We start from the raw sequence: 20972 nt of genomic DNA, 5'->3' as shown, positions 1-20972 counted from the left end.
TGGTTCGCCACCGAGGGCTCGAACCTCGCACCGTCAACTTAGATGGTTGATGCTCTATCCCGATGAGCTAGTGACGGCTGGTGGACCTTGCTGGACTTGAACCAGCGACCCGGCGATGTAGGACACGACAAAATACGCCAGCCGGCGCGCTGCACTCAGGTCCGCGGCGGTTGCAATGTAAAATACAGCTCCGGCAAATGCGCCAAACACCACGCCGTAATCGGTTCCGGACAGAAATCCATAGACGCTGGCTCCCGTCAGGACACCACCAGCCAGCCCAGTACCGGAAATCGGATCGGACATTTAGCCCCCTCTTAATTGCTGTGAGTCCTCTCAGGAATGAGGGGAAATAGGCTCAGCTTCACGGGCTGGATTTATCAACAAAGCACGTAGCGGATGATTCCCGTGAGCCTGAAATGAAAAAGGCCACCATGCGGCAGCCTCAAAGTAAGTAGGATTGTTTACATAGGTGGGGTGAGAGGACCTTCTAACACCTCTGCTTCACCGTTATGGCATATGTCATCGTCTCTGGTCAGATGCCAGACACCTGTGATTGTTTTACCCGTTTCCAGATCATCAACAGTGTCGTTCGTGTAATACGCCACCTGAACAACACCGATATGCTGAATCCAGTAATACCCTTCCTTCATACATTCCTCCGCGATACTAAGCAGGTAGTATAGAGCGGAGCAGATTATGCAGCGTTGCAAGAAACCACAACTCATTGTTTGCTATCCACGGGGCTAGTTCTGGTCATAGCCTCTTCAGATGGCATTATCAGGTGCGATGTAATAACTCTACTGATGAGCCTCTTTATAGTGCGATTGCACTTCCGGAGTGCATCTAACGTCACAAGCCCACCATAACAAATTGATTTTATTCACCTCTAGAATGGTTCATTTATTGCATAAGGAACATAACAAAATGGAACCAGAGGGATGAAAGATGACAAATACACTTTTTTACCACGTACAATACTGGGGTTATCTTGCAGTTCTAGTATTACTGTATCAGGTAATTTTCAATTGAATGAAACTCATGAGCCTAAAATGAAACAGGCTCGTTCGGATGAGCGAGTCTGAGATTAGAAATTTAGCATTATAAGAAATGAGTGTGGTGCCGGGTGCCTCCCGGTGAGGCTGCCCCGGACAGCAAGCCTCGCGTGCATATTGCGTCAAAGGGATGTTGACTTTACCGGACGCCCCGCCGCACAGGGGGATTCACCACTAAAATAACATACCTTCGGCTGATCCCTGCGTCAAAACAATCGACATAACATTCATGTAATTACCCATGAAGAATATCTGCGGGTGTACAATAAGGAACCGATTAAAAAGAACAACAAGGAGGTAAAATGCGCCATCAGATAGTTATGTCATCTAAAATAAAATCCATAGGTTATTATCCTTCAGAAAAAATTCTGGAGATTGCATTTACTAATTCTGGAACTTATCAGTACATTGGAGTTTCAGCCAAAATTTACAATACCTTTTTAGAGGCTAAATCCAAGGGGCGTTTCTTTGATGGTGTTATCAAAGATAAATACCTTTGCAGAAAAATTGGGTAAGTCAGGGTAAATATACCGTATTAGGTGTTGTTTTAATTTTCGACACCTGGCTCCAGAGATGATAAAGCCCGCGAAATGGCATGCTTTTATCTTTTCTAAGGTTAGACCGACGATGTGACAGGGGTACTTTGCCGTAGCAAGTTCGCGAATACCCCTGTCGTATCGCCGGAAAGCAAAAACCCCGCGCTGGCGGGGTTCTCGTTATATTCAAATTGTTCGCTTTTCGTCGCTGCCATCGTGGCACAGCTCTGCCAAGCATGAATGGATTATCTGATTTTCTGGCCCGTTTTCAACACCATTACCAAAAAATAGCACTAATAGCTAAAATTGATTTCAGTTAGTCTATTCAGATAACAGTTTGCGCGCTTCCAGAAAGACCTTTGCTCTAAATATTTCCAGACACCAACGCACGCGCTTTCTCGCCTCCCCATCAGTTAACCATGGCGCAATCACCTGCAGTTCCCGAGTTATGTCTGAGATTTTTTTTCGGGTGGTGTAATACTGAAGACCAACAACATAAACCGGATCATTTATATCCAGCGCCCGCAGCACGCATTGCTCAACAAAATCGACATCATCATTATGCAGGGCTTCATCAATTACACTGGCAGGTGACTGGGGCCAGAGAATGCTATGTGCCCTGTTCATTGCCTGCTGTCCACGGAAACCCTCTTCACGAGCCTGATTCAATGCTGTGGTGAAGCGCTCCAGTGCCTTTTCTGACCAGTTCCGTCCCTTAAGCACATTCCAGCACGCATGGCCTCGCGGCATACGGGGGGCAGTTTTTCCTCCCACACCCTCACCCCATGTAGTGAGCAGGGATTTAATCCATCCGGACTGGATCCCCGTCAGGAGGATACATTTACCCAGCCAGCTTTTACGTGGCGCAGCTGCTGCTTTTTCAAATGCTGACTGCTGTAGTCTGCGTTGGCGTGGCGTCATGCTTTTAGTTCCTCAATAATTATTCTCCCGGTTTCTCCCCATAATTTTGATACCCGTGCATCCCATATATGAGCATCATTTTCGTAAATGGCGTCCATCAGGGCTTTCATCATATTGTCAAAATCAGGTTTAGCCTGGTGTGGTTTACCGTTGAACTCAGCACGTTTCTTTCTGCTCCAGCTCGCTGGCATCGGAAGAATGAAGGTGACATGCGAACCGCTTTCCGGCAGATCAACCCCCTGCAGACGAACTTCATCACAGAAAGCACGGTAACGCAGAACCTCGGGGCGTTTTCTCCATTTATCAGCACAGGTCATTCTGGGCTTACCAACAGGCGTGATTTTATAATCAGGCATGAGTCGATTCCCCCAGTTCGTAGAGAACCTGCACGAGCAATTCGGTTTCAGTACCGAATTTATTTTCCCAGGACTGCCGCCCGGCATGAATGGCCACTCCATGACCGCCGGTACGATGATGGGTATGACAGAGAGGAATTACGTGAAAATTATCTGCACGAACAGACATCCCGGTACCGGAGCTACAATGATGGATTTCAGCGGGAGTGTCTCCAAGTCCTTTATTGCGGCAGACAATATAATTCAAATCGGCAACGCGGGATAAGTGGAGTTTTTCAGCTTTATTCTTTGATCTGCTCATGCTGCAGCACCAGCACGAACAAAGACACCGCTCACGAAAGAACGGTGTGATTGGGGTAATTCAGTTTTATGCACCATCGCGTTTTCCCGGTTGGCGCAGTGTTACTCAGCAGGCTGTTCAGACCCGTGTTTGAGTATAACCCAACTTATCCTGCATCTGAAACAGGAAGACCAGCTTTCTTTCTGGCCTCTTCCAGTGCCCGCAAAGACGTAACAAATTCATCTTTACGTAAAGCGAATCCCCTCACCACACTCCCCTTCACGAAATAAATCAGAACCGGGCCAGTGTGCTCCGGCAACCCTGGGATTAAATCATCCGGAATTTGCATGAGATGCCCCTTGCAAAGATTCCCACACCTGAATCAACCTGAATTACCTGGCAATAATCATGCGAGGCGATGCGGAAACTCGATTTAAAAAATGGCAGCAGGAGCTACCAGCTAAGGGGGTGTTAGTTAACAAACCACTCGTCTGCACTTTCCCAGGTATCCTGGAGGATTGATTCAATTTTCTTTTTATCGTCCCTGTCACCGCCAAAAACACTTAACCCATCCGATCCGGCACAGCGGATTGTAAGCCTGCAATTGTCATAGTGATTATTCAGGCGCTTAAGCAATTCTTTCTCCAATGCTGGTACCGCGCCTTTAGGAAGTTCTTTCATGCGATCAATGGTTAATTCAACTTTCATAATGGCCTCCATTGCACATACTGTGTTTTTATACAGTATACCTATGCACGAAAATGATCAACGGTTTAAGAGCACAAATTGTTAACTTTCAGTCAGTAGTAAAAAAAGAAAACCCGCCGTAGTGGGTTGAATTAGCAATATTTTATTCTTTCTGCTGGCACAATCCCGTGAGATTTGCCCTCACTAACGCCTCATCAATGAGCAACAGTGTCACCATGAGGTAAAGCGTTATCCAACTTTCATTCGTCTTTTTCAATCAGCAAAGGACTGGTTAGTGCCATAAGCGGAAGTTGAAAGTTTAAGCTTTTGTTAACGGCTCAAAGTCGGGCATTAGCCTCTGGCAGGATAGAAAAGACCAGAAGTGTCATTTCACCCGGTAAGGATTTCGACATTGCAGACACCGTCAGGCGATCATAATCTCAAACTAGATTGCAGCACTTTGCCTGTCAGGCAATTTCGACGTTGAGGCCAAGATATCAATCAGGGCACCTGTATTAGCCGTGAGATCTCCCTTGCGCCATATCAGTTCCGTTGTTATTTGACTGTTTTCTGAATCAAAGGGATGGATTGTGATGAGTTCCTGTGTCGGAAACGTATCGAGGATTGGTGTTGGTATCACCCCCGCCCCCATTCCTGCACTGACACCCCCCAGAATGGCATGGTAGGAGGACATTTCTGCCAGCCTGTAAGGTCTGATCCCAGCCTCTCTGAACCAGGTTGTTAGCCGGTCGCGATAGGAGCAACCGTCACTGAATACCAGCAACGTTGTGTGAGCTAAATCGGCAGCAGAACGTATCAGCGGGAAATTTGCTGCGGCAATAATAACCAGTTCTTCCTTGTAAACAACCATGCGTTCCAGTCTGTCATTAGCCGGCGCGTCGGCAATGAAGGCTGCATCAAGTTCGTGACTAAGCACTGCATCGAGCAGTGTGCGGCTTATCCCGGTAACCAGCTCCACCTTTACTGATTGATGTTGCTGGTAAAGGCGCGCCAGCGGCTCAGGCAACCTTGTTGCGGCCATACTGTCGAGCGCACCCAGTCGGAACCGACCGCCAGGCACCGGCTTTACCATCTGCTGTTCTGCTAAGGTAACCAGCTCGATAATCTTCAATGCATTGTTATAAAGCACCTGGCCTTCATTTGTCGGAAGAAACCTACGACCAGACCTTACAAACAATGTGGTTCCGAGCTGGCTCTCCAGGTTCTGAACGCGAGTGGTTATTGCGGAGGGGACTCGGCAGAGCAAATTTGCTGCTGCAGTAATAGTACCTGTTTCTACCAGTGCAATGATGGTTCGGAAGTCAGCTATATCCATACTTTCACCATAATTGAAAATTGGATTCTATTTTATTCAATTGAAATGAATCTACATGTTTTTTAATTTATTTACTCCATTTAAACAGCTACCAGCCTCCCAGCTAGTCTCAAGCGCTTGTTGATCATCGCAAAATGGTCACGTTTGATTAATACGGGAGCTATTGAGGGTAAAATGAAGAAACTTGGATTAATCGGCGGCACCGGACCAGAATCAACATTGCTCTACTATCGCAAATTTGTTTATGAAGCTAACAAAAGAATTGGCGATACATTCTTCCCGTCTCTAACTATTGAAAGTATCAACGTATATGACGTCCTGACCATGTGTGGACGGAAAGATTATGAAGCGCTGACGAAGTATCTGGCCAAGGCTGTCGGGAATCTGGTGGCAGCCGGGGCTGAAGTCGTCGCCTTGACCGGTAACACACCACACATCGTCTTTAATGAACTCCAGTCGTGTACAACAGTTCCTCTTGTCAGCATTATCGAGTCCACTTGTGCAGAAGTTCAGACTCAGGGTCTGAAAAAAGTAGGTCTCGTGGGAACACGATTTACAATGGAGGCTGACTTCTTCAAACGGCCTTTCACTGAAGCAGGCATCCAGGTGGTCGTCCCGCATGCTGACGAGGTTGATTACATCGCAGAAAAAATCCACGATGAACTCGAAAGAGGCATTATTAAGTCACAGACGCGAGACACGTTTACCGCGATCATTGAGCGGATGTATCAGGATGAAGGCATTGAGGCCATCATTCTGGGATGCACAGAGCTTCCCCTTTTGTTCGCGGGTACAGAGTTACCTGTTAAAGCACTGGACACGGTTGATATTCATATTGAGACGTTGTTTAAAGCTCTTCAGTAGTATTTTACATCAATTTTCGGAAAGAACCGGGGGCGAACTGCCCCCTTTGTTTAACACGCTACGATTTAAGTAATGCCTTCAGAAAAATTCGAACTTCCGCTGTCCGCTCACAGCGGACCTGACAACCAGTAGACTGGTCCGTTCTGTGCCAGGAGCGGACGTTGCTAGTGTATTAGCTAATCTCTGGGGTATTGCCATTAATTTAGATTGATGCTGAATTGCTATAAGTGATAATTTCTGATTGAGGGGTACTCACTTATAGTCGCTAATCAACTATTATGAAACGTTTTTAAAAATTCGAATAGTCTCGTTCGGAAGTGTTCTTTAATATTTCCAATGTGTGCCATCAATTGTTCATGTGATTTCTCGGTTTGCTGGATTTTGGTCAGATCATGTGTATTCACGCTCTGAATACGAAAAACCGTAGCCCCTTGACTTTGGACATAAGAATCTCTTAGTTTATCATTACGAACATTATCTGAATTAAGATGCATCGGGCCATCAAATTCAACGATCACTTTTGCTACAGAGTATTCAATCAATTCTTTAATAATCACCAATTCCAAGGATAAGTCTAATTCATACGATCCTCTTGCATTCAAACCTAGAGATATCTTTGGTACTTTTAATTCTGGACTAATTCGAAAGCAATGAGAGATATTTGTAGAAAATTCCAAATCGTTTGAAAATATACCGTTAGCAGCCAATGTCTCCAATGTGAAAACTGGATAGGCATTATTAGATATTGTTAACGAGTTAACTTTGAACGCTGGATATTCAGTCAGTGTAGAAATTAATTCTATAGTCCCTTTTAATGCAGGAAGGCTGACATTAGGGTTTTTTGAAAGGCATAGCATTAGCAAACTTGCTTTATATCCTAGTTTTTTTGATAGCTCATTATAAGGTAATGGAGTGAGCGTAAAACTATTAACTCCCAAAGAATAGGCTGTCCGCTCAACGGTTTCGCGGGAAACTGGCGACGCTGATTCATCGATGGCTAAATTAAACATTCTCGTTATCCTAGTAGCAATGCTGTCCTTTGATACTAGCGGAAAGAGAACGTTTATGGCAGGTTTTAATTATAACAAAACATTATAAAAAACTATGAAATGAATGAAAATATCATTCATTTATCAGCCTCCGTCAGCAGGAAAATGTCCGCTCCTCGCTCACAGCGGACCTGACAACCAGTAGATTGGTCCGTTCTGTGCCAGGAGCAGACATTTATGACTTGGAAATGACCAGATTAACATGCACAATAATTAGGCTCACTGAGTGAAAGTCATGAATAATTTTGTCGTGAGATTACCTGATAATTTTGAGTGAAGAATGTAAAAGCAGAACATGTTGTCTATAGGTGGAAAGAGGCATTCAATGATCAATAATATTTGCATCAGTCTGTATAGTTCAATTGAAGATATCTGCAAACAGCAACTTGTTAATGCAGGTTTCAGAGTTCCTAAGGAAACTACTAACGGCTACTTACCTCTACTTTTGAACATGAACAAAAGGCTTATTGAACCCCGTAAAAGGAATGTACATTTTCACAGATCCTTGATTGTTCCTGAAAAAAATAGAAATGGTTTTGCTTTACTCATTAATAAAATGCAATGTGGGATCAACATTAACGGCTATCAAAGTCATCATTTGGAAAGGGCTAACTTCAATGATGATTTTTTGAATGATTTTGGCTTACATCATTTCCACCTTGGTGAAACAACTCAAAAGACTGGAAAGCATAAGCGCTACATTGAAAGAACTGGCAATACTGTTTTTGCAAAGGTTGATCAGGACGACATTTATTTATTAGGAGTGTTCGGACATAACAGTAAAGAAAAACAATTCATCTATTCTGATGAACAACTGCTCAAGTCCTTATATGATGAGTGGCCACATCTCCTTGAACAGTGTCGAGTTAGAGGTGTGACAGGGCAAACACTATCCCCAGAGGAACGAAATGCCTTACGAAGTAACGGTGCCAATGTGATTACGGCCCTTAGTGATGACATTGCAATTATGTCCCCCGGGGGAGGGTACATGGCAAATAAAATGAGTGTTTCTGTTTCCATAGAAATGATACATCTATACCGTACAATTTCTATGCTTAAAAAATCATTATTTGAGATTCAAGAGCAGCACTATCCATTTGATGCTGATTTCAAAGTGATCACTTTCAGTCACGATGAGTTAAGCTTATTTTGCGATAAGAACTGTTTTTTTACAAAAATACAGATATTAGATGGCCATCATAAAACCATGAGTTTAGCGCCTGGATATGGGCCAGTTTACACTCATGGCTTTGTACGAGGTAAAACGACTAAGCTATATGTTGCATTGATTGAAGCGCTAAATACTACTGCTAGCAGAAATTATCTACATCCATTTCCGTCACTATATATACGACATTTATGAATCTTTAATGTGCAATTAAACCAAAATTAAAATTTTTCAGGCATTAATTTCGAACCACAGATGTGCCTAAAATCCACACAAATCTCCTTAAGGGGTCTTTGCATGCGGATTAGGTTACCTTTAAAGTGAACTTCCGCTCCTCGCTGATAGCAGACGTTCAACTCAGTAAGCTTGCCCGCATCTTGCCCACGCGTAAATCAAGAGCCTCACACTTTATCAAGTCTATGAATCAGCCGTTTTGCGAACAGAAAAATAGTGCGCTGGCGTACTGCCCATGGTTTTTCTGAACATGGTGATAAATGCGTTAACCGACTCATACCCCAGGTTTGCTGCCACATTTTGTACTGACACCCCACTTGCCAGCTCCTGCAGGGCAATAATCAAGTGCAGTTGCTGACGCCAGCGACCGAAGGTCAGACCGGTTTCACGCAGCATTAAGCGCGCTAACGAGCGTTCGCTGAGTGCCAGTCGCTTTGCCCAGACTTTGAATGTGCTCCGGTCGTCTGGATTGCTGACTAACGCATCGGCCATAGCACGAATTTTAGGGTTCGCAGAGACCGGCAGGCTCAATTTCTGCTGTGGCATGGTCACGAGTTCATCAAGTGTCACTCTGGTTAGCCTGCCAACATGACTCTGTGGTGCGTAATCAACGCCTTCATTCGTTAAACGATCAACTAACTCTTTAATCAGCGGTGAAATGGCCAGCGTGCAGCATTTTTCCGGCAATGCGGCAGTGCCTGGTTCAATAAACAGATAGTTAAGGTGCGCATTCCAGGTCGCTTTGGCGCTATGAGGAACGCCGCCGGGGATCCACACCGCGCAATCGGGTGGCACAATCCAGATATCGTTTTCCGCACGACAAATTACCGCCCCATACAGTGCAATAATCAACTGCCCTTTACGGTGCGTATGAACCGGCACTTCGGCTGCGTAATCGACGAAATCGATATGACGAGCGACTGCCGGGCTCGACGTGCTGTCGGGATCAAACAAGGTATTGGCAAGTCGGGATGTCATGTTATTGGCAACATTTAGGTATTTTTTGACAGAATAGAGTATTTAGTGACGTGTGCAAACCGGGAATAATTCTCGGCATGAATACAATCATCCCCCAACACGTCCCTTTTTGGCACGCGATACGCCGCTGGTCAGGCAGCATAATCACTCCCATGCTACTGAGTGACGCCCATGCCCTGCTCTATTCCCTCAGGAGTTTTGCCGCTGCGATGCTCGCCTATTATATCGCCCTATCGATTGGCCTGGAACGGCCATCCTGGGCCATCATCACCGTCTATATTGTTTCGCAAACCTCGGTGGGCGCTTCGCTGAGCCGGTGTCTCTATCGCCTGGTCGGCACCGTGGCGGGCGCAGGGGCAACGGTATTGATCGTGCCTACGTTTGTGAATATGCCGATTTTATGCAGCGTGATGCTGACAGGCTGGATAGCCTTCTGCCTCTGGTTATCCCTGCTTGACCGTACTCCCCGCGCCTATGCCTTTGTACTGGCCGGTTACACCGCAAGCCTGATTGGCTTTCCCGCCGTATCCGACCCAGGCTCGGTGTTTAACATTGCTATCATCCGGGTGCAGGAGATAACGATCGGTATCGTCTGCGCCGCGCTGATCCACCGGTACATTCTGCCAAGTCGGATATCAGGCCTGTTCAACAGCAAATTGACCCAGACGCTACACGCGGCACGACAGCATGTTGCCGATACTCTGGCGGGCAAGTCTGATAAGGTTTCAGCCCCCTTGCAACTCGCGCTTGCACTGCAATTCCTGCAGGGCATCAGCCACCACATCCCGTATGATTTTGCCCTTTCAGTTCCGGTCCGACAGGCCAGAAAAGCACTCCATGACAGGCTGGCACGATTAGCCATCGTGAACGGCGAATTACGCGATCGCTTGCAGGTGATCGCGGATATGCCCGCCGATATACAGACGCTGCTGAATGATGTCCAGGCCTGGCTCACCTGCGACAATGTCGGGAAACACAAAAGTACTGCTGAAGCCCTACAAAAACGTAGCACCCGGTTACTACAGAAGCGTGCGGTGCAATCACTAACCTTTGAGGACACGCTGGGGGTGAACTTCTTAGGCTACATAGCGGAGTTGATTAGTCTTATTCACCAGTGTGAGCGCCTTTCGCAGGCTATATTTCACGCGGAACCCGAGACCATACGGGCGGAAGATAGCGCGGCGAAAGGATATATTTTTCATCGCGATCCCCTGAGTGCAATCCGGACGGCACTGGGCGCGTTTGCCATCATCCTGAGCGGCTGTCTGATATGGATCGACTCAGCATGGTCAGATGGCGGTACAGCGGTTTCCATTCTTGGGGTTTGTTGCACGCTGTTTGGAAGTTTCGACACGCCTGCACCCCATATTGTGAAATACATTATCGGCTCCTTCTGGGGCGTATTGATAAGTCTCATCTATAGTTTTGCCCTGCTTCCCCAGGTCAGCGATTTTCCCGTACTGGTTGCCGTGCTTGCTCCGGTCTACCTGCTTGCCGGGTCACTCCAGGCACGGCCGCCCACCACGTTTATGGCGATGGGAATAACGTTGACGCTACCTGTATTGTGCGAGTTGGGTGCGCATTACAGCGGCAACTTCGCCGATGCGGCTAACACCGCCATCGCGCTATTTTTCGCGACCGGTTTTGCGGTCTTTAGCATGAGCCTGCTGCAAACCGTGCAAGCCGACGCGGCGATAAACCGCCTGCTGAAACTTTGTCAGCGTGATATCCGCCGGAGCGTGAACGGCGTATTTAAAGGAGATGAAACGCACTGGACCAATCTGATGATTGATCGAGCTGCCTTGCTGCTGCCACGCATACCGCGTAGCAGGCCATCATCCGCTCGGGCACTTGTTCACCTGATGCACTTTCTGCGCATTGGCCTCGGTGTGATGCATCTTCGCCGCTGCGACATGCCCTCAGGCTGTGGCATCAACGCCATCCTTTATGACCTTACCCGCTCTACGGAGACTGAAGCCTTGCGCGAGCGCATTGCGGAGATAACCGTTCAATACTTGCCCGCCACTGATAAACCATCGCGCCAGTTAGTCGACAAACTGGTTGATTTGCACTGCGCGTTACGAACGCAGGACGAGGAATCCACAAATGATAAATGACATCAATATCGGGGGTGTTTTTTTCCCCGGTCTGCTGATGACTGTGCTCATCGCGCTGATCTGTACGCTATCACTCTTATTAATTTTCTCTTTCAGCAGGCTTTACCGACGTTTGCCCTTTCGCCCGTTGATTGATTTTTCGACTTTTATCATTAGTTGTTTCCTGCTTTTGCAGGGCCTGACCACTCTGGAGTTATTTGCATGAAATCTTTACTCTCTTTATTGGGTCGCTATGCACTGACGTTAAGTGCCGTTGCGGTGGCGATACTCGTGGCATTTATTTTCTGGAAACAGTATGCGCAAACACCCTGGACACGCGACGGGCGGGTGCGTGCGGATGTGGTGCAGATTGCACCGGATGTTTCCGGGCCGGTGAGTCGCGTGGCGGTCCGCGATAACCAGTGGGTTAACCGTGGCGATATTCTCTATGCCATCGATCCCCACTGGCTGAAGCTGGCCGTGCTGAGTTCACAGGCTGACGTTGAGGCAAAACGTCATGAGATGCTCATGCGGCAGGATGCGGCAAGGCGACGGGCGCTGATCAAAGGGGTGATATCCAGTGAGGACATCCAGCAAACAGGCAGTGCGGCAAGCATCGCGGCGGCCAATTATCAGGGCGCACTGACCGCGCTGGAACTGGCGCAGCTTAATTTAGCGCATGCCACCGTGAGATCACCGGTGGACGGCTATGTCACACATCTCCGTCTTCGGCCCGGTGACTATGCCACCGCGGGAGAGACAAAAGTCGCCATTGTCGATGCGCACAGTTTCTGGGTGGTGGGCTATTTTGAAGAGACTAAACTGCGTCATATCCGCGTCGGGAAAACCGCGCAGATTTCACTGATGGGTTTTGATTCGCTGCTCATAGGCCATGTGGAGAGTATCGGGCGGGGAATTGGTGACAGCAACGATGAGACCGGCGGACTTGGGCTGCCGGATGTCAATCCCACCTTTAGCTGGGTTCGGCTGGCTCAACGCGTACCGGTGCGCATCCAGTTAGATACCATGCCTGCAGGCATTGAGTTAGTGGCAGGATTATCCGCGAGTGTATCCATTATGCCTTAACAGGTATTAACAGCTCTGACTATCATAGGTTTGGGGTAACGGTGTATGTGTAAATATCCCAGTAACACCGGTCATCCCATGACTTCTGCGGACCTATAATGTTGATTTATTAATGAGCCAGGTCGCAACACGATGGGTAGTAGCCATATTTCTATTAAAGAGGTGAAGCTTGACCATTTTGGTGAGATCGAGGGTGTCCTGTTTGCGAAGGTCCCCATCGTGCCAGGAGCGGAAGTTGGAGTGCCAGAGACTCCCTGAGAGTTGATGGTTCGTTTTGCAGGGATACTTACAAATGGTCAGTTCCAGTATTCATATTTCGCCGTCATTACTGCGTTATGTTTGTCCACATACTGTTTACCTGTCCGATCAGTTGGGGTGATTGTAATATCTATATTGGCGTGTGTGCATTCTCCATGTGAGTTCCACTCCTCGCAGGTGGTCAGATTTTTTTCGATGGTGAAATACGTCTGGGTCTTGCTCAGGGTCAACTCACGGCCCTCGTTATCATAGCCATACTCCTCTATGGTTGAGGGTGATTGGGTTTTGATCAGGCGATGATTGCCATCATAACTATATACAATCGTATTATTATCTATCGCCATACTTCCTTTGCTTGTCGCGCTTGCCAGTAATCCTGATGAATTGAAGGCGTAGTCGATTGTGCCCACTACGGTTTTGTCTTTATCTTCTGGTTTTGTGGCCGCGATAACCGAACGATTAACTGCACGGTTGATAATTCCTTTATCGTTAAGCAGGTACATTCCCTCAAGAGTCTGCCGATATGCCTGCGTGGTTTTCTGACTGTTTTTATCGGCTATGACGCCGTTTGAGTCCACCTGGATGCGCCAGCCAAATTCCGTTTTATTCAACTGAATTTCAGAGGTTGCCGTGAAAACTGCTTTCTGGCCTGTTGAGGTTTTGACCTCTTTCATACGGCCGCCAATTAATTCACCGCATTGACTGAAGTTGCTTTGAACCGATGTGCGGAGATACCCGTCAGGACTATCAATAGTGATTGATACAGATTTGGGAATTTCAGTTCTTGTCGGCTCGCTCAGAAGGATGAAGTTGTTCAGTTTGTTTTTTGCGAAGGTTTCCGCAGTGCATTGTGCTGCAGAAGTCTGAAATGTGCAGAGGGATAAGAGAGTAATTAACAGTTTTTTATTATTGAATGACATTATTTGTTGTCCTCATGAACCGATCAGTTATCCAGATTTGGTTACGTTGGCGAAGTTTTGTTTCATTGGCTGCTTGTCTGGTTTGGCTCACTTGTCAATCAGTAGCTTCACTGTAATCTGGCTATATGCTTTGTACAATAACGTCCGCTGTTCGCTCACTGCGGACTTTATGGCCATACTTGCTGTCCGCTACGTTGCTGCCGTGGACGAGTTGCTGAACGTTGGTCATGCGGGCATTCTCAGCGCTTCAACAATGATATTAAACGCAGCCGAGGATTTCAGCCGACTGGTGTAATACAGATAATACCCCGGGAAAGTGATAGTAAAGTCGTCTAGAACGGTGAGCAGTCGGCCTGAGTCGATATCATCCTGCACTAATGCCTGCGGAACATAGGCCAGCCCGTAACCGTCAAGAGATGCCTGATGAACCTGATTGATGCCGTTAACGATAACCTGCCCCTGAACGCGCAACTTTTGCTCTTGCCCATTAATTAAAAACGTCCACGGCAAATTCTGACCATGAGTGGGTAACTGTAAATTGATACACGGCAGCGTCAGCAATTGTGCGGGAGTTGTCGGGAAATCCTGTTCCTGCAGACACTGAGGCGAGGCTACGACCACCATACGGTGTTCCGCGCTAATCGGAATGGCCACCATATCCTGGGCTATCAGGCCACCTCGCCGTACGCCGGCATCAAAACGCTCTTTGGCGATATCAACCAGGCCATAATCCGTGATCAGTTCCAGGTGAATATCAGGATAGTTCTTCAAAACCGGCGCCAGTTTCGGCCACAGAACCTGCTGGATAGCGTATTCATCGGCGGATATACGTATTTTTCCCGCGGGTTTATCCCGCAAGTCAGCAAGCTGATCAAGACCGCTAGAAATTTCTTCGATAGCCGGGCCAATCAACTGTGCCAGACGCTCTCCCGCCTCCGTAAGAGTCAGGCTCCGCGTCGTGCGGTTGAGTAATTTTAGTTGCAGACGCGCTTCAAGGTTCCCGATAGTCTGACTCACCGCCGACTGTGATGTCCCTGATTTCACTGCCGCCCGCGTGAAACTTCCCTCCTGAATAACCGTCAGGAAAGTGATCAGGTCGTTAAGATTCTCTTTCATTGATTAATAAGCCACGCTAATAACTGACATCAGATTATCCTAACTAATCAAATGAACTGTCCAGTTCTATCATCATCTCACCGACACAACACACGTCGACTCCAGGAGAAGAAAATGATGAAATCCATTCGATTTACCAATGCCGAAATCACCATGGCGGGGAATCTATTCCTGCCCGAGAATTTTAACGAATCCGCATGCTATCCAGCTATTGTGGTCGTTCACCCGAGCGGCGGCGTTAAAGAACAAACGTCAGGCCTGTATGCTGAAGAGCTGGCGCGTCATGGCTACATTACCCTGGCGTTTGATGCCGCTTATCAGGGTGAAAGCAGCGGGGAACCTCGTCAGCTTGAAAACCCATACCACCGGGTGGAAGATATCAGCGCAGCTATAGACTATCTGGTGGCTCAGCACTGCGTCGATGATCAGCGAATCGGTGTCGTTGGCATCTGCGCCGGCGGCGGCTATGCCATTCACGCCACCATGCTGGATCGTCGAATTAAAGCACTTGGCACCGTCAGCGCCGTTAACTATGGCGACATGTATCGCCAGGGATGGGAAGGCAATCAACAGCCTGCATCATCCCTTGAACTTCTGCAAATGGCTGCGGAACAACGTACTGCGGAGGCAAAAGGCGCAGCCACTGGCTATCTGCCCACCACCCCAAACTCCATGGCGGAGGCGCCAAACAGAGATTTTGCAGAAGCTTATGAGTACTACCGAACGCCACGGGCAATGCATCGCAATTCGCCGAGTCGGCTCACCACCCGCAGCCTTGCGCAGCTGGTTACCTACGATGCCTTCAACCTCGCCAATATTTTTTTGACTCAGCCCATGCTGGTAATTGCGGGCAGCGAAGCGGGAACGCGCTGGATGACGGAAGAGATTTATCAGCGAGCCGCAAGCCAAAATAAAAACCTGCATATCGTTAATGGTGCTACCCATATCGCCATGTATGACCAGCCTGAATATGTGTCGGAAGCAGCAGGCAAATTTGTCTCTTTCTTCGCAGAACACCTGTAGACCCACGCCTTGCCCACCGGGCTACCACTGACCAGAGAACGACATCATGAAATATACCCTTATCACCGGCGCCAGTTCAGGCATCGGCAAAGCCCTTAGTTATCAGTTCGCTTCCCGCGGCTACAACCTGATTCTCACTGCCCGACGCGAGGACGAGTTGCAGAAACTTAAACAGGATATTGAAAGCCGGTATGCGGTGCAGGTCATCGCAAAACCGTGCGATCTGGCGCAGGAAGGCCAGGCAGAACACCTGTATCGCCAGTTGGCTGATTTCGATCTCGTTATGCTTATCAATAATGCGGGGTTTGGCGATTTCTCCATGCCCTGGGATATCGATTTAGCGAAAGCGACCCGGATGCTGGATTTAAATGTTAAGGCCCTGACCACACTCTCCCTTCTGTATACACGGGATTATGCCGATCGGGAGGCGACGCTGATTAATGTGTCATCTGTCGGCGGTTATTCACTCTTTGATATCGCCGTTACCTACTGCGCGACTAAGTTCTTTGTCGCCGTATTTTCCGAGGGGCTGGCACAGAATCTGCGTGACCAGGGCAAAAAAATGCGGGCAAAAGTGATCGCGCCAGGTCCAACACAGAGTGAATTCGTTGCTCATTCTTCAGACAATAGTGGCATCAGTGGCGATGGATTGTTTGCCGAGGACTCATTTATTACCGCGGAAAAGCTGGCGGAATACACATGGCAACTGTTTGACAGCGACAGTACGGTGGGCATCGTCAATGCCGACCGCCAGTTGATGCTTAAGTCACCCGTCTATCCTTACATTAACGTCCCGCATTAATGCTCAGAACGTCGCCATTAACTTGAGGAACTCCTGCTATGTCTCATGAACAACTCGTTTCATTCCGGCACAACAGCTGGCAAGTTGCCGCCACTCTCCGCTTACCTGAGGGATTTGATGCCAACCAGAAATACCCGGCGATTGTTTGCGCCCATCCTATCAGCAGTTGTAAAGAACAGACATCTGGCGCAGTCTACGGCCAGAAGCTAACTGAAGCTGGATTTATTACTCTTGCTTTCGATGCCTCTACCCAGGGTGAAAGCGGGGGTGAGCCACGCTTTAGCGAAAATCCATCCATCCGCGTGGAAGACTTTCGCTGCGCGATAGACTATCTGGTGACTTTAGCCTACGTGGATGAAGATCGTATTGGGGTTTTAGGCGTTTGTGGCGGCGGTGGATATGCCGTTAGCGCCGCTACCATTGATCACCGTTTCAAAGCCGTTGCCACTGTGGTTGCCGCCAATTATGGGCGCATTATGCGTGAAGGGGATTCCAGTCCGGATGCCGCGCTCAGAACGATTGACGCGCTGGGTAAACAGCGTACTGCTGAAGCTCGGGGAGCCGCTGCTCTTGTTGTCGGTTATATTCCTGACAATGCAGAAGCGTTGGCGAATGCGAACATCAACGATATCGACCTCATTGAGGCCGTTGATTACTACACGACCCCGCGCGGGCAAAAGCCAGGCTCGCCTAACAAACTGCGACTTACCAGCACCGCACCGGCCTTAAACTGGGATGCTTTTGCCTTTACGGAAAAGCTACTGATACAACCATTACATATTGTTATTGGCGATGTTCCTGGTGGTTTTGGTTCTTATCGCGACGGTTATGAACTTTATCAGCGCGCGCGCTCCGTTGAGAAGACGCTGCAGGTTGTGAAAGGGGTATCTCACTATGATCTGTATGATCGTCCGGAAGCGACGGCACAAGCGCTATCGGAGATTATTCCATTCTTTAATAAACATTTAGGCACATAAGTGGCATAACCTTTTGTTTACGCGCATTCTTAGCCATTACCCGGCCGTGCAAGCCATGGTCGGGTGTTAAAAATTGGCCTCATTCTGCTGCCTGAAAGCGAGAAAAAAGCCAGCGCTAATCTCTGGAATAATAATCCAGGTGTCGAGCCATCCTGCAGAGCGGTTCAATAAGTGTGTTGCGTCCATCAGTTGAACTCACAGCTCATAGCGGACCAAAATCAAATTCTAAAACGACGTTGCCAAGTGGGAGTCCATAGTGAATGACGGGACGCTCCGGGCAGCGCCATAATAAATCAGCGCCCGCTAGAGGTAGACGTTGTTTCATGGTGCTATGAGCGCTCCTGCCAGACAACCCAAGCAACCGCCGCTTCCCATGAAATATATCCGTTATTGCCATGCTTCGCCCTGCGAAGGTCAACCGTATCACCAAACCTTTCAATGATGAATTTTTCAAATTCTATGCGTTTCTCTTCGTCGTCCGTTGAATCCATGTTCTCCCCAGCAGCATCTTACTAATCGCTCTTATTGCATGAAAATAACATATCCGTTAGAGAGTGAAAAACCCGCCGAAGCGGGTTTGATTTTGATGGCGAGTGCTATTTATTAATAACTATTTCTGACAAACCTTCTTAGACTTGCTGATAGAGCCATCATTGCAAACAAACTTTTCACCCGAACAATGCGATATTCCGCCTTTCTTACCTGAGCATGGCTTGTTTGCTGCCGTTGCTGTCAGTGAGAAAAGTGACACCAATAAAACAACAAGAACTTTCTTCATATCCCTATCCCCATCAGTAAAAGACAGGGAATCGTAGCAGGAATTGATGAAGCGAAAAAGAAAACCCGCCGTAGCGGGTTGAATTAGCAATGTTTTATTAAGCCGCTATTTGTTTCTGCTGACAAAGCGCCGGCAAATTAGCACGCACCAGAGCTTCAGCGAAGAGCTGCGAAACCACTTTACCGCAACAGGCTACCGACTAGCCTTTCGCATACTTCACACTACGGAAGTCCTAGTCAATAATATACTGCTCCGATAAACGCTGGAGCAGTACATATAGTTATCAAGGCAAAAAAATAAGTAGCACTTTTACTGCCATGCAAAAATGTCATTAAAAAGTGAGATTAATTTTACCCCAAAAGGTTCTGCCTGATTCATTAACTGATGAGTTTGCTGAATAACCGAAACTGCTGTTTCCAGCAAGATTCAGGTGTTCGCTGTACGTTTTATCAAACAAGTTATCAACGCCGGCGCTAATTTTAACGTACTTATTAACTTTGTATGCAGCATTCGCCGAAAACACAGCAAAACCAGGACTACTATTAAAATCTTTACCAACGACGTTGCCTTCGTTAATAGCAACACGGTTCTGACTGCTAACAAGACGCAAAAGGCCAGCACTGCTCCAGTCGCCCTGTTCCCAGGTCAGCCCCAGACGGACTTCAAGCGGTGGCGTCTGTGGTAAAGGCTGATGGTTGGATGTATTTTCCCCCCAGGAATAAGCAAGGCTGGCATCCGTTTTCCATGAGTCTGACCATTTATACGCAATACCTGCCTCTCCCCCCATAATGGTTGCATTGACGTTATCAACCTGGCTGATAGAAGCATTATCAGGATCATAGCGGAACAGAATAAAATCATTTACACGACCAATATAGGCGGATACCCAAGTGTTTATACGTTCACCGTTGTACTGAGCGCCTATATCAATCTGAGTTGTTTTTTCCGTTTTGAGTTTATCGAAGGCATCGCCAGAACCTCCAGGCCCATAAGTCGGCGAAAAAAGCTCCCAGTAATCGGGGAAACGCTCCGTGTAGCCTATCCCTGCATAAAACATAACCGGTATGTCAGCCATATTATGTTCGAAGCGAACAAAACCGGCCGGCAATGTATCAGTCCGTTTTGCTGAACCCACATCAGTGTAATTATCAACCAGAACGCGATCGAGACGTGCGCCCCCCTTCACCTTGTTCTGCTCTGTTACACTCCAGGTCAGTTCGCTGAAAAGACCGTAATCGTGGAAACGGGCGTCTTTATTCCAGCGATCATCAATTTTATTACGGTGTGTACTAAGTTGTGTATCTGCACCACTGCGAAGCTCAAAATCTGAGAAAAGGAAGGTTCCCATCATTCTTCCACCAACAGTGCGACGGTCAACCTCCATCGCCATTGGCATACTCATATTCATCGAAGAGGCTGAGTCCATTGCTAAGTCCATTGAGGAACCCATAGCATCTTCCATCTCATCACCTGACATCCCCCCCGACATACTACTGCCCGGAGAGCGCAGGGAATAGTTATCCATAATATGATCTGCATAGTTGTAATATACATTTGCCTCAAACTTATCGAATACCTCGCCAATACCGGATTTTTCAAAGCGCATTCCTAAGCTTTCCCTCTTAAACTGCGAACCATCCATACCGCGACCAGCATACCGTGCTTCACCATCGCCTTTACCTGCAGTAAGCTCGAGAAGTGTGTCTTTGTCTGGTGTCCAGCCTATAGCCATATCGCCATTCCACTTATCCCATCTGGAGGGCACGCGGTCTCCATTTCCATCCTTGTAGTCATCCGAACGTGACTTATTGCCAATGAGGCGAAGATATCCCTCCTCACCGCCCAGACTGACATCAGCATTTTCATCCCAGCGATTGTTTGACGCAGCAAGAAGACTGGCAGTACCCTGCCCCCCCGCCTTTTCAAAGCGTGGCTGTTCACGATCAAAACGGATAGTTCCCGCCGAGTTTCCAGGCCCCCAGAGCACCGTTTGTGGGCCTTTTATCAGAGTTAATACATCAAAGCTTTCAGGAGAAATATAGGAGCTTGGTGCATCCATGCGTGCCGGGCAAGCACCAAGCATTTCACCATTATCAGTCAGAATTCTCAGACGAGAGCCAAACATGCCACGAAACACAGGATCACCGTTGGTTCCACCGTTACGTATCTGTGAGAACCCAGGAATAGTTTTCAGATAATCCGAGCCGTCGCTTGCAGGAACTGGCTGACGGGGTATTTTGGGCGAGGTAACAATTTCGAGCGGAGTGGAAACTGGCGCAGTTACAATCATCACAGAATCATTCTCAATCTGAGAATGGTCGTGCTTTTCTTCTGCAAAAGTAGCGTCTGACATCAACGCCAGCAGGACAAGAGAAGCAAGTGGCGTACGTACAAAATAATGGGGTTTCATAAAGTACCTTACTGTTTTTCAGGCGTAACAAAATCTGCCCTTAAA

The 20972-nt window shown here is 47.7% G+C and carries 23 protein-coding genes, 1 tRNA gene and 1 pseudogene; 9 read left to right on the top strand and 16 right to left on the bottom strand.

What is annotated here, in order from left to right:
• The 3 genes and pseudogenes from FDX24_RS16085 to FDX24_RS16075 form a co-directional block, all read right to left on the bottom strand.
• Window positions 1–77 (bottom strand) — tRNA-Arg (locus FDX24_RS16085).
• Window positions 78–102: 25 nt separating this feature from the next.
• Window positions 103–303 (bottom strand): annotated as a pseudogene (locus FDX24_RS16080) (putative holin); the annotation flags it as partial.
• Between the two features lie 158 nt (window positions 304–461).
• Complete coding sequence (locus FDX24_RS16075) at window positions 462–650, bottom strand: hypothetical protein (protein ID WP_137364603.1); 189 nt, start codon at window positions 648–650, stop codon at window positions 462–464.
• A gap of 704 nt (window positions 651–1354) precedes the next feature.
• Here FDX24_RS16075 and FDX24_RS16070 point away from each other — a divergent pair.
• On the top strand, window positions 1355–1567 hold the full coding sequence (locus tag FDX24_RS16070) for a KTSC domain-containing protein (protein ID WP_016150437.1): 213 nt from the start codon (window positions 1355–1357) through the stop codon (window positions 1565–1567).
• Window positions 1568–1909: 342 nt separating this feature from the next.
• Here the strand turns inward: FDX24_RS16070 and FDX24_RS16065 are convergent, their stop codons facing one another.
• The 6 genes from FDX24_RS16065 to FDX24_RS16040 form a co-directional block, all read right to left on the bottom strand.
• Window positions 1910–2509 carry a hypothetical protein gene (locus tag FDX24_RS16065; protein ID WP_137346178.1) on the bottom strand — a complete coding sequence of 200 codons (600 nt, stop codon included), beginning with the start codon at window positions 2507–2509 and terminating at the stop codon, window positions 1910–1912.
• The gene (locus FDX24_RS16060) at window positions 2506–2865 is read right to left on the bottom strand and encodes a RusA family crossover junction endodeoxyribonuclease (RefSeq protein ID WP_137364602.1); all 360 of its coding nucleotides are present in this window, start codon (window positions 2863–2865) and stop codon (window positions 2506–2508) included. The genes FDX24_RS16065 and FDX24_RS16060 overlap by 4 nt, the downstream gene beginning before the upstream one ends.
• Entirely contained in the window at window positions 2858–3166 is a 309-nt protein-coding gene (locus FDX24_RS16055; protein ID WP_137364601.1) for a Ref family recombination enhancement nuclease, read from the bottom strand. The genes FDX24_RS16060 and FDX24_RS16055 overlap by 8 nt, the downstream gene beginning before the upstream one ends.
• A gap of 145 nt (window positions 3167–3311) precedes the next feature.
• On the bottom strand, window positions 3312–3494 hold the full coding sequence (locus tag FDX24_RS16050; protein ID WP_046671202.1) for a hypothetical protein: 183 nt from the start codon (window positions 3492–3494) through the stop codon (window positions 3312–3314).
• Window positions 3495–3616: 122 nt separating this feature from the next.
• The gene (locus FDX24_RS16045) at window positions 3617–3853 is read right to left on the bottom strand and encodes a DinI-like family protein (protein WP_137346182.1); all 237 of its coding nucleotides are present in this window, start codon (window positions 3851–3853) and stop codon (window positions 3617–3619) included.
• Window positions 3854–4277: 424 nt separating this feature from the next.
• Entirely contained in the window at window positions 4278–5168 is an 891-nt protein-coding gene (locus FDX24_RS16040) for a LysR family transcriptional regulator (protein WP_005121037.1), read from the bottom strand.
• A gap of 174 nt (window positions 5169–5342) precedes the next feature.
• On the opposite strand from FDX24_RS16040, the gene FDX24_RS16035 reads away from it, so the two are divergent.
• Entirely contained in the window at window positions 5343–6032 is a 690-nt protein-coding gene (locus tag FDX24_RS16035) for an aspartate/glutamate racemase family protein (protein WP_137364600.1), read from the top strand.
• 269 nt (window positions 6033–6301) lie between these two features.
• Here the strand turns inward: FDX24_RS16035 and FDX24_RS16030 are convergent, their stop codons facing one another.
• Window positions 6302–7042, bottom strand: coding sequence for a DUF559 domain-containing protein (locus FDX24_RS16030; protein ID WP_137364599.1), 741 nt, complete (start codon window positions 7040–7042; stop codon window positions 6302–6304).
• A gap of 364 nt (window positions 7043–7406) precedes the next feature.
• On the opposite strand from FDX24_RS16030, the gene FDX24_RS16025 reads away from it, so the two are divergent.
• The gene (locus FDX24_RS16025) at window positions 7407–8444 is read left to right on the top strand and encodes a hypothetical protein (RefSeq protein WP_137364598.1); all 1038 of its coding nucleotides are present in this window, start codon (window positions 7407–7409) and stop codon (window positions 8442–8444) included.
• Window positions 8445–8666: 222 nt separating this feature from the next.
• On the opposite strand, the gene FDX24_RS16020 is transcribed toward FDX24_RS16025, so the two are convergent.
• Window positions 8667–9461 carry a helix-turn-helix transcriptional regulator gene (locus FDX24_RS16020; protein WP_137364597.1) on the bottom strand — a complete coding sequence of 265 codons (795 nt, stop codon included), beginning with the start codon at window positions 9459–9461 and terminating at the stop codon, window positions 8667–8669.
• A 152-nt stretch (window positions 9462–9613) separates the two neighbouring features.
• Here FDX24_RS16020 and FDX24_RS16015 point away from each other — a divergent pair, with 152 nt between their 5' ends.
• The 3 genes from FDX24_RS16015 to FDX24_RS16005 are packed head-to-tail and all read left to right on the top strand — an operon-like array spanning window position 9614 to window position 12643.
• Window positions 9614–11578, top strand: a complete 1965-nt coding sequence (locus FDX24_RS16015) for an FUSC family protein (protein ID WP_252362824.1) — start codon at window positions 9614–9616, stop codon at window positions 11576–11578.
• Window positions 11568–11783: a DUF1656 domain-containing protein gene (locus FDX24_RS16010; protein WP_040233557.1), complete on the top strand. Its 216-nt coding sequence runs from the start codon at window positions 11568–11570 to the stop codon at window positions 11781–11783. The genes FDX24_RS16015 and FDX24_RS16010 overlap by 11 nt, the downstream gene beginning before the upstream one ends.
• Window positions 11780–12643 carry an HlyD family secretion protein gene (locus tag FDX24_RS16005; RefSeq protein ID WP_005121043.1) on the top strand — a complete coding sequence of 288 codons (864 nt, stop codon included), beginning with the start codon at window positions 11780–11782 and terminating at the stop codon, window positions 12641–12643. Before FDX24_RS16010 ends, FDX24_RS16005 begins: the two co-directional genes overlap by 4 nt.
• Window positions 12644–12939: 296 nt before the next feature.
• On the opposite strand, the gene FDX24_RS16000 is transcribed toward FDX24_RS16005, so the two are convergent.
• Both FDX24_RS16000 and FDX24_RS15995 read right to left on the bottom strand, forming a co-directional pair.
• On the bottom strand, window positions 12940–13821 hold the full coding sequence (locus tag FDX24_RS16000) for a hypothetical protein (protein ID WP_137364595.1): 882 nt from the start codon (window positions 13819–13821) through the stop codon (window positions 12940–12942).
• Window positions 13822–14046: 225 nt separating this feature from the next.
• Window positions 14047–14937: a LysR family transcriptional regulator gene (locus FDX24_RS15995; protein ID WP_137364594.1), complete on the bottom strand. Its 891-nt coding sequence runs from the start codon at window positions 14935–14937 to the stop codon at window positions 14047–14049.
• Between the two features lie 114 nt (window positions 14938–15051).
• On the opposite strand from FDX24_RS15995, the gene FDX24_RS15990 reads away from it, so the two are divergent.
• Genes FDX24_RS15990 through FDX24_RS15980 form a run of 3 tightly spaced genes read left to right on the top strand, consistent with a single transcriptional unit; the run spans window position 15052 to window position 17739 of the window.
• The gene (locus tag FDX24_RS15990) at window positions 15052–15960 is read left to right on the top strand and encodes an alpha/beta hydrolase (RefSeq protein WP_212732652.1); all 909 of its coding nucleotides are present in this window, start codon (window positions 15052–15054) and stop codon (window positions 15958–15960) included.
• A gap of 46 nt (window positions 15961–16006) precedes the next feature.
• A complete protein-coding gene (locus FDX24_RS15985; RefSeq protein WP_137364593.1) occupies window positions 16007–16762 on the top strand; it encodes an SDR family oxidoreductase in 756 nt (251 codons plus the stop codon).
• Between the two features lie 38 nt (window positions 16763–16800).
• Window positions 16801–17739, top strand: a complete 939-nt coding sequence (locus FDX24_RS15980; RefSeq protein ID WP_137364592.1) for an alpha/beta hydrolase — start codon at window positions 16801–16803, stop codon at window positions 17737–17739.
• Window positions 17740–18068: 329 nt separating this feature from the next.
• Here FDX24_RS15980 and FDX24_RS23480 read toward each other — a convergent pair whose 3' ends face one another.
• From FDX24_RS23480 to FDX24_RS15975, 3 genes are all read right to left on the bottom strand, one after another.
• Window positions 18069–18230, bottom strand: a complete 162-nt coding sequence (locus tag FDX24_RS23480) for a hypothetical protein (protein ID WP_170973077.1) — start codon at window positions 18228–18230, stop codon at window positions 18069–18071.
• 119 nt (window positions 18231–18349) lie between these two features.
• The gene (locus tag FDX24_RS23730) at window positions 18350–18517 is read right to left on the bottom strand and encodes a hypothetical protein (protein WP_071524449.1); all 168 of its coding nucleotides are present in this window, start codon (window positions 18515–18517) and stop codon (window positions 18350–18352) included.
• 331 nt (window positions 18518–18848) lie between these two features.
• On the bottom strand, window positions 18849–20927 hold the full coding sequence (locus FDX24_RS15975; protein ID WP_137364591.1) for a TonB-dependent copper receptor: 2079 nt from the start codon (window positions 20925–20927) through the stop codon (window positions 18849–18851).
• Window positions 20928–20972: the final 45 nt, after the last annotated feature.

The sequence above is a fragment of the Citrobacter sp. wls716 genome, from assembly GCF_005280975.1.
GTDB classification, from domain to species: domain Bacteria; phylum Pseudomonadota; class Gammaproteobacteria; order Enterobacterales; family Enterobacteriaceae; genus Citrobacter; species Citrobacter youngae.
The sequence above is the reverse complement of the archived record's forward strand: the minus strand, read 5'-3'. Positions and strand labels throughout refer to the sequence as shown.

Excerpts from the sequence above, each read along its gene's own strand:
- FDX24_RS16075 (WP_137364603.1), bottom strand. The coding sequence starts at position 650 with ATGAAGGAAGGGTATTACTGGATTCAGCATATCGGTGTTGTTCAGGTG.
- FDX24_RS16025 (WP_137364598.1), top strand. The coding sequence starts at position 7,407 with ATGATCAATAATATTTGCATCAGTCTGTATAGTTCAATTGAAGATATC.
- FDX24_RS15985 (WP_137364593.1), top strand. The coding sequence starts at position 16,007 with ATGAAATATACCCTTATCACCGGCGCCAGTTCAGGCATCGGCAAAGCC.
- FDX24_RS16030 (WP_137364599.1), bottom strand. The coding sequence starts at position 7,042 with ATGTTTAATTTAGCCATCGATGAATCAGCGTCGCCAGTTTCCCGCGAA.
- FDX24_RS15980 (WP_137364592.1), top strand. The coding sequence starts at position 16,801 with ATGTCTCATGAACAACTCGTTTCATTCCGGCACAACAGCTGGCAAGTT.
- FDX24_RS16040 (WP_005121037.1), bottom strand. The coding sequence starts at position 5,168 with ATGGATATAGCTGACTTCCGAACCATCATTGCACTGGTAGAAACAGGT.
- FDX24_RS16060 (WP_137364602.1), bottom strand. The coding sequence starts at position 2,865 with ATGCCTGATTATAAAATCACGCCTGTTGGTAAGCCCAGAATGACCTGT.
- FDX24_RS16020 (WP_137364597.1), bottom strand. The coding sequence starts at position 9,461 with ATGACATCCCGACTTGCCAATACCTTGTTTGATCCCGACAGCACGTCG.
- FDX24_RS15975 (WP_137364591.1), bottom strand. The coding sequence starts at position 20,927 with ATGAAACCCCATTATTTTGTACGTACGCCACTTGCTTCTCTTGTCCTG.
- FDX24_RS16005 (WP_005121043.1), top strand. The coding sequence starts at position 11,780 with ATGAAATCTTTACTCTCTTTATTGGGTCGCTATGCACTGACGTTAAGT.
- FDX24_RS16050 (WP_046671202.1), bottom strand. The coding sequence starts at position 3,494 with ATGCAAATTCCGGATGATTTAATCCCAGGGTTGCCGGAGCACACTGGC.
- FDX24_RS16065 (WP_137346178.1), bottom strand. The coding sequence starts at position 2,509 with ATGACGCCACGCCAACGCAGACTACAGCAGTCAGCATTTGAAAAAGCA.
- FDX24_RS16015 (WP_252362824.1), top strand. The coding sequence starts at position 9,614 with ATGCTACTGAGTGACGCCCATGCCCTGCTCTATTCCCTCAGGAGTTTT.
- FDX24_RS16070 (WP_016150437.1), top strand. The coding sequence starts at position 1,355 with ATGCGCCATCAGATAGTTATGTCATCTAAAATAAAATCCATAGGTTAT.
- FDX24_RS15995 (WP_137364594.1), bottom strand. The coding sequence starts at position 14,937 with ATGAAAGAGAATCTTAACGACCTGATCACTTTCCTGACGGTTATTCAG.
- FDX24_RS16010 (WP_040233557.1), top strand. The coding sequence starts at position 11,568 with ATGATAAATGACATCAATATCGGGGGTGTTTTTTTCCCCGGTCTGCTG.
- FDX24_RS16055 (WP_137364601.1), bottom strand. The coding sequence starts at position 3,166 with ATGAGCAGATCAAAGAATAAAGCTGAAAAACTCCACTTATCCCGCGTT.
- FDX24_RS16035 (WP_137364600.1), top strand. The coding sequence starts at position 5,343 with ATGAAGAAACTTGGATTAATCGGCGGCACCGGACCAGAATCAACATTG.
- FDX24_RS23480 (WP_170973077.1), bottom strand. The coding sequence starts at position 18,230 with ATGGATTCAACGGACGACGAAGAGAAACGCATAGAATTTGAAAAATTC.
- FDX24_RS15990 (WP_212732652.1), top strand. The coding sequence starts at position 15,052 with ATGATGAAATCCATTCGATTTACCAATGCCGAAATCACCATGGCGGGG.
- FDX24_RS23730 (WP_071524449.1), bottom strand. The coding sequence starts at position 18,517 with ATGAAGAAAGTTCTTGTTGTTTTATTGGTGTCACTTTTCTCACTGACA.
- FDX24_RS16000 (WP_137364595.1), bottom strand. The coding sequence starts at position 13,821 with ATGTCATTCAATAATAAAAAACTGTTAATTACTCTCTTATCCCTCTGC.
- FDX24_RS16045 (WP_137346182.1), bottom strand. The coding sequence starts at position 3,853 with ATGAAAGTTGAATTAACCATTGATCGCATGAAAGAACTTCCTAAAGGC.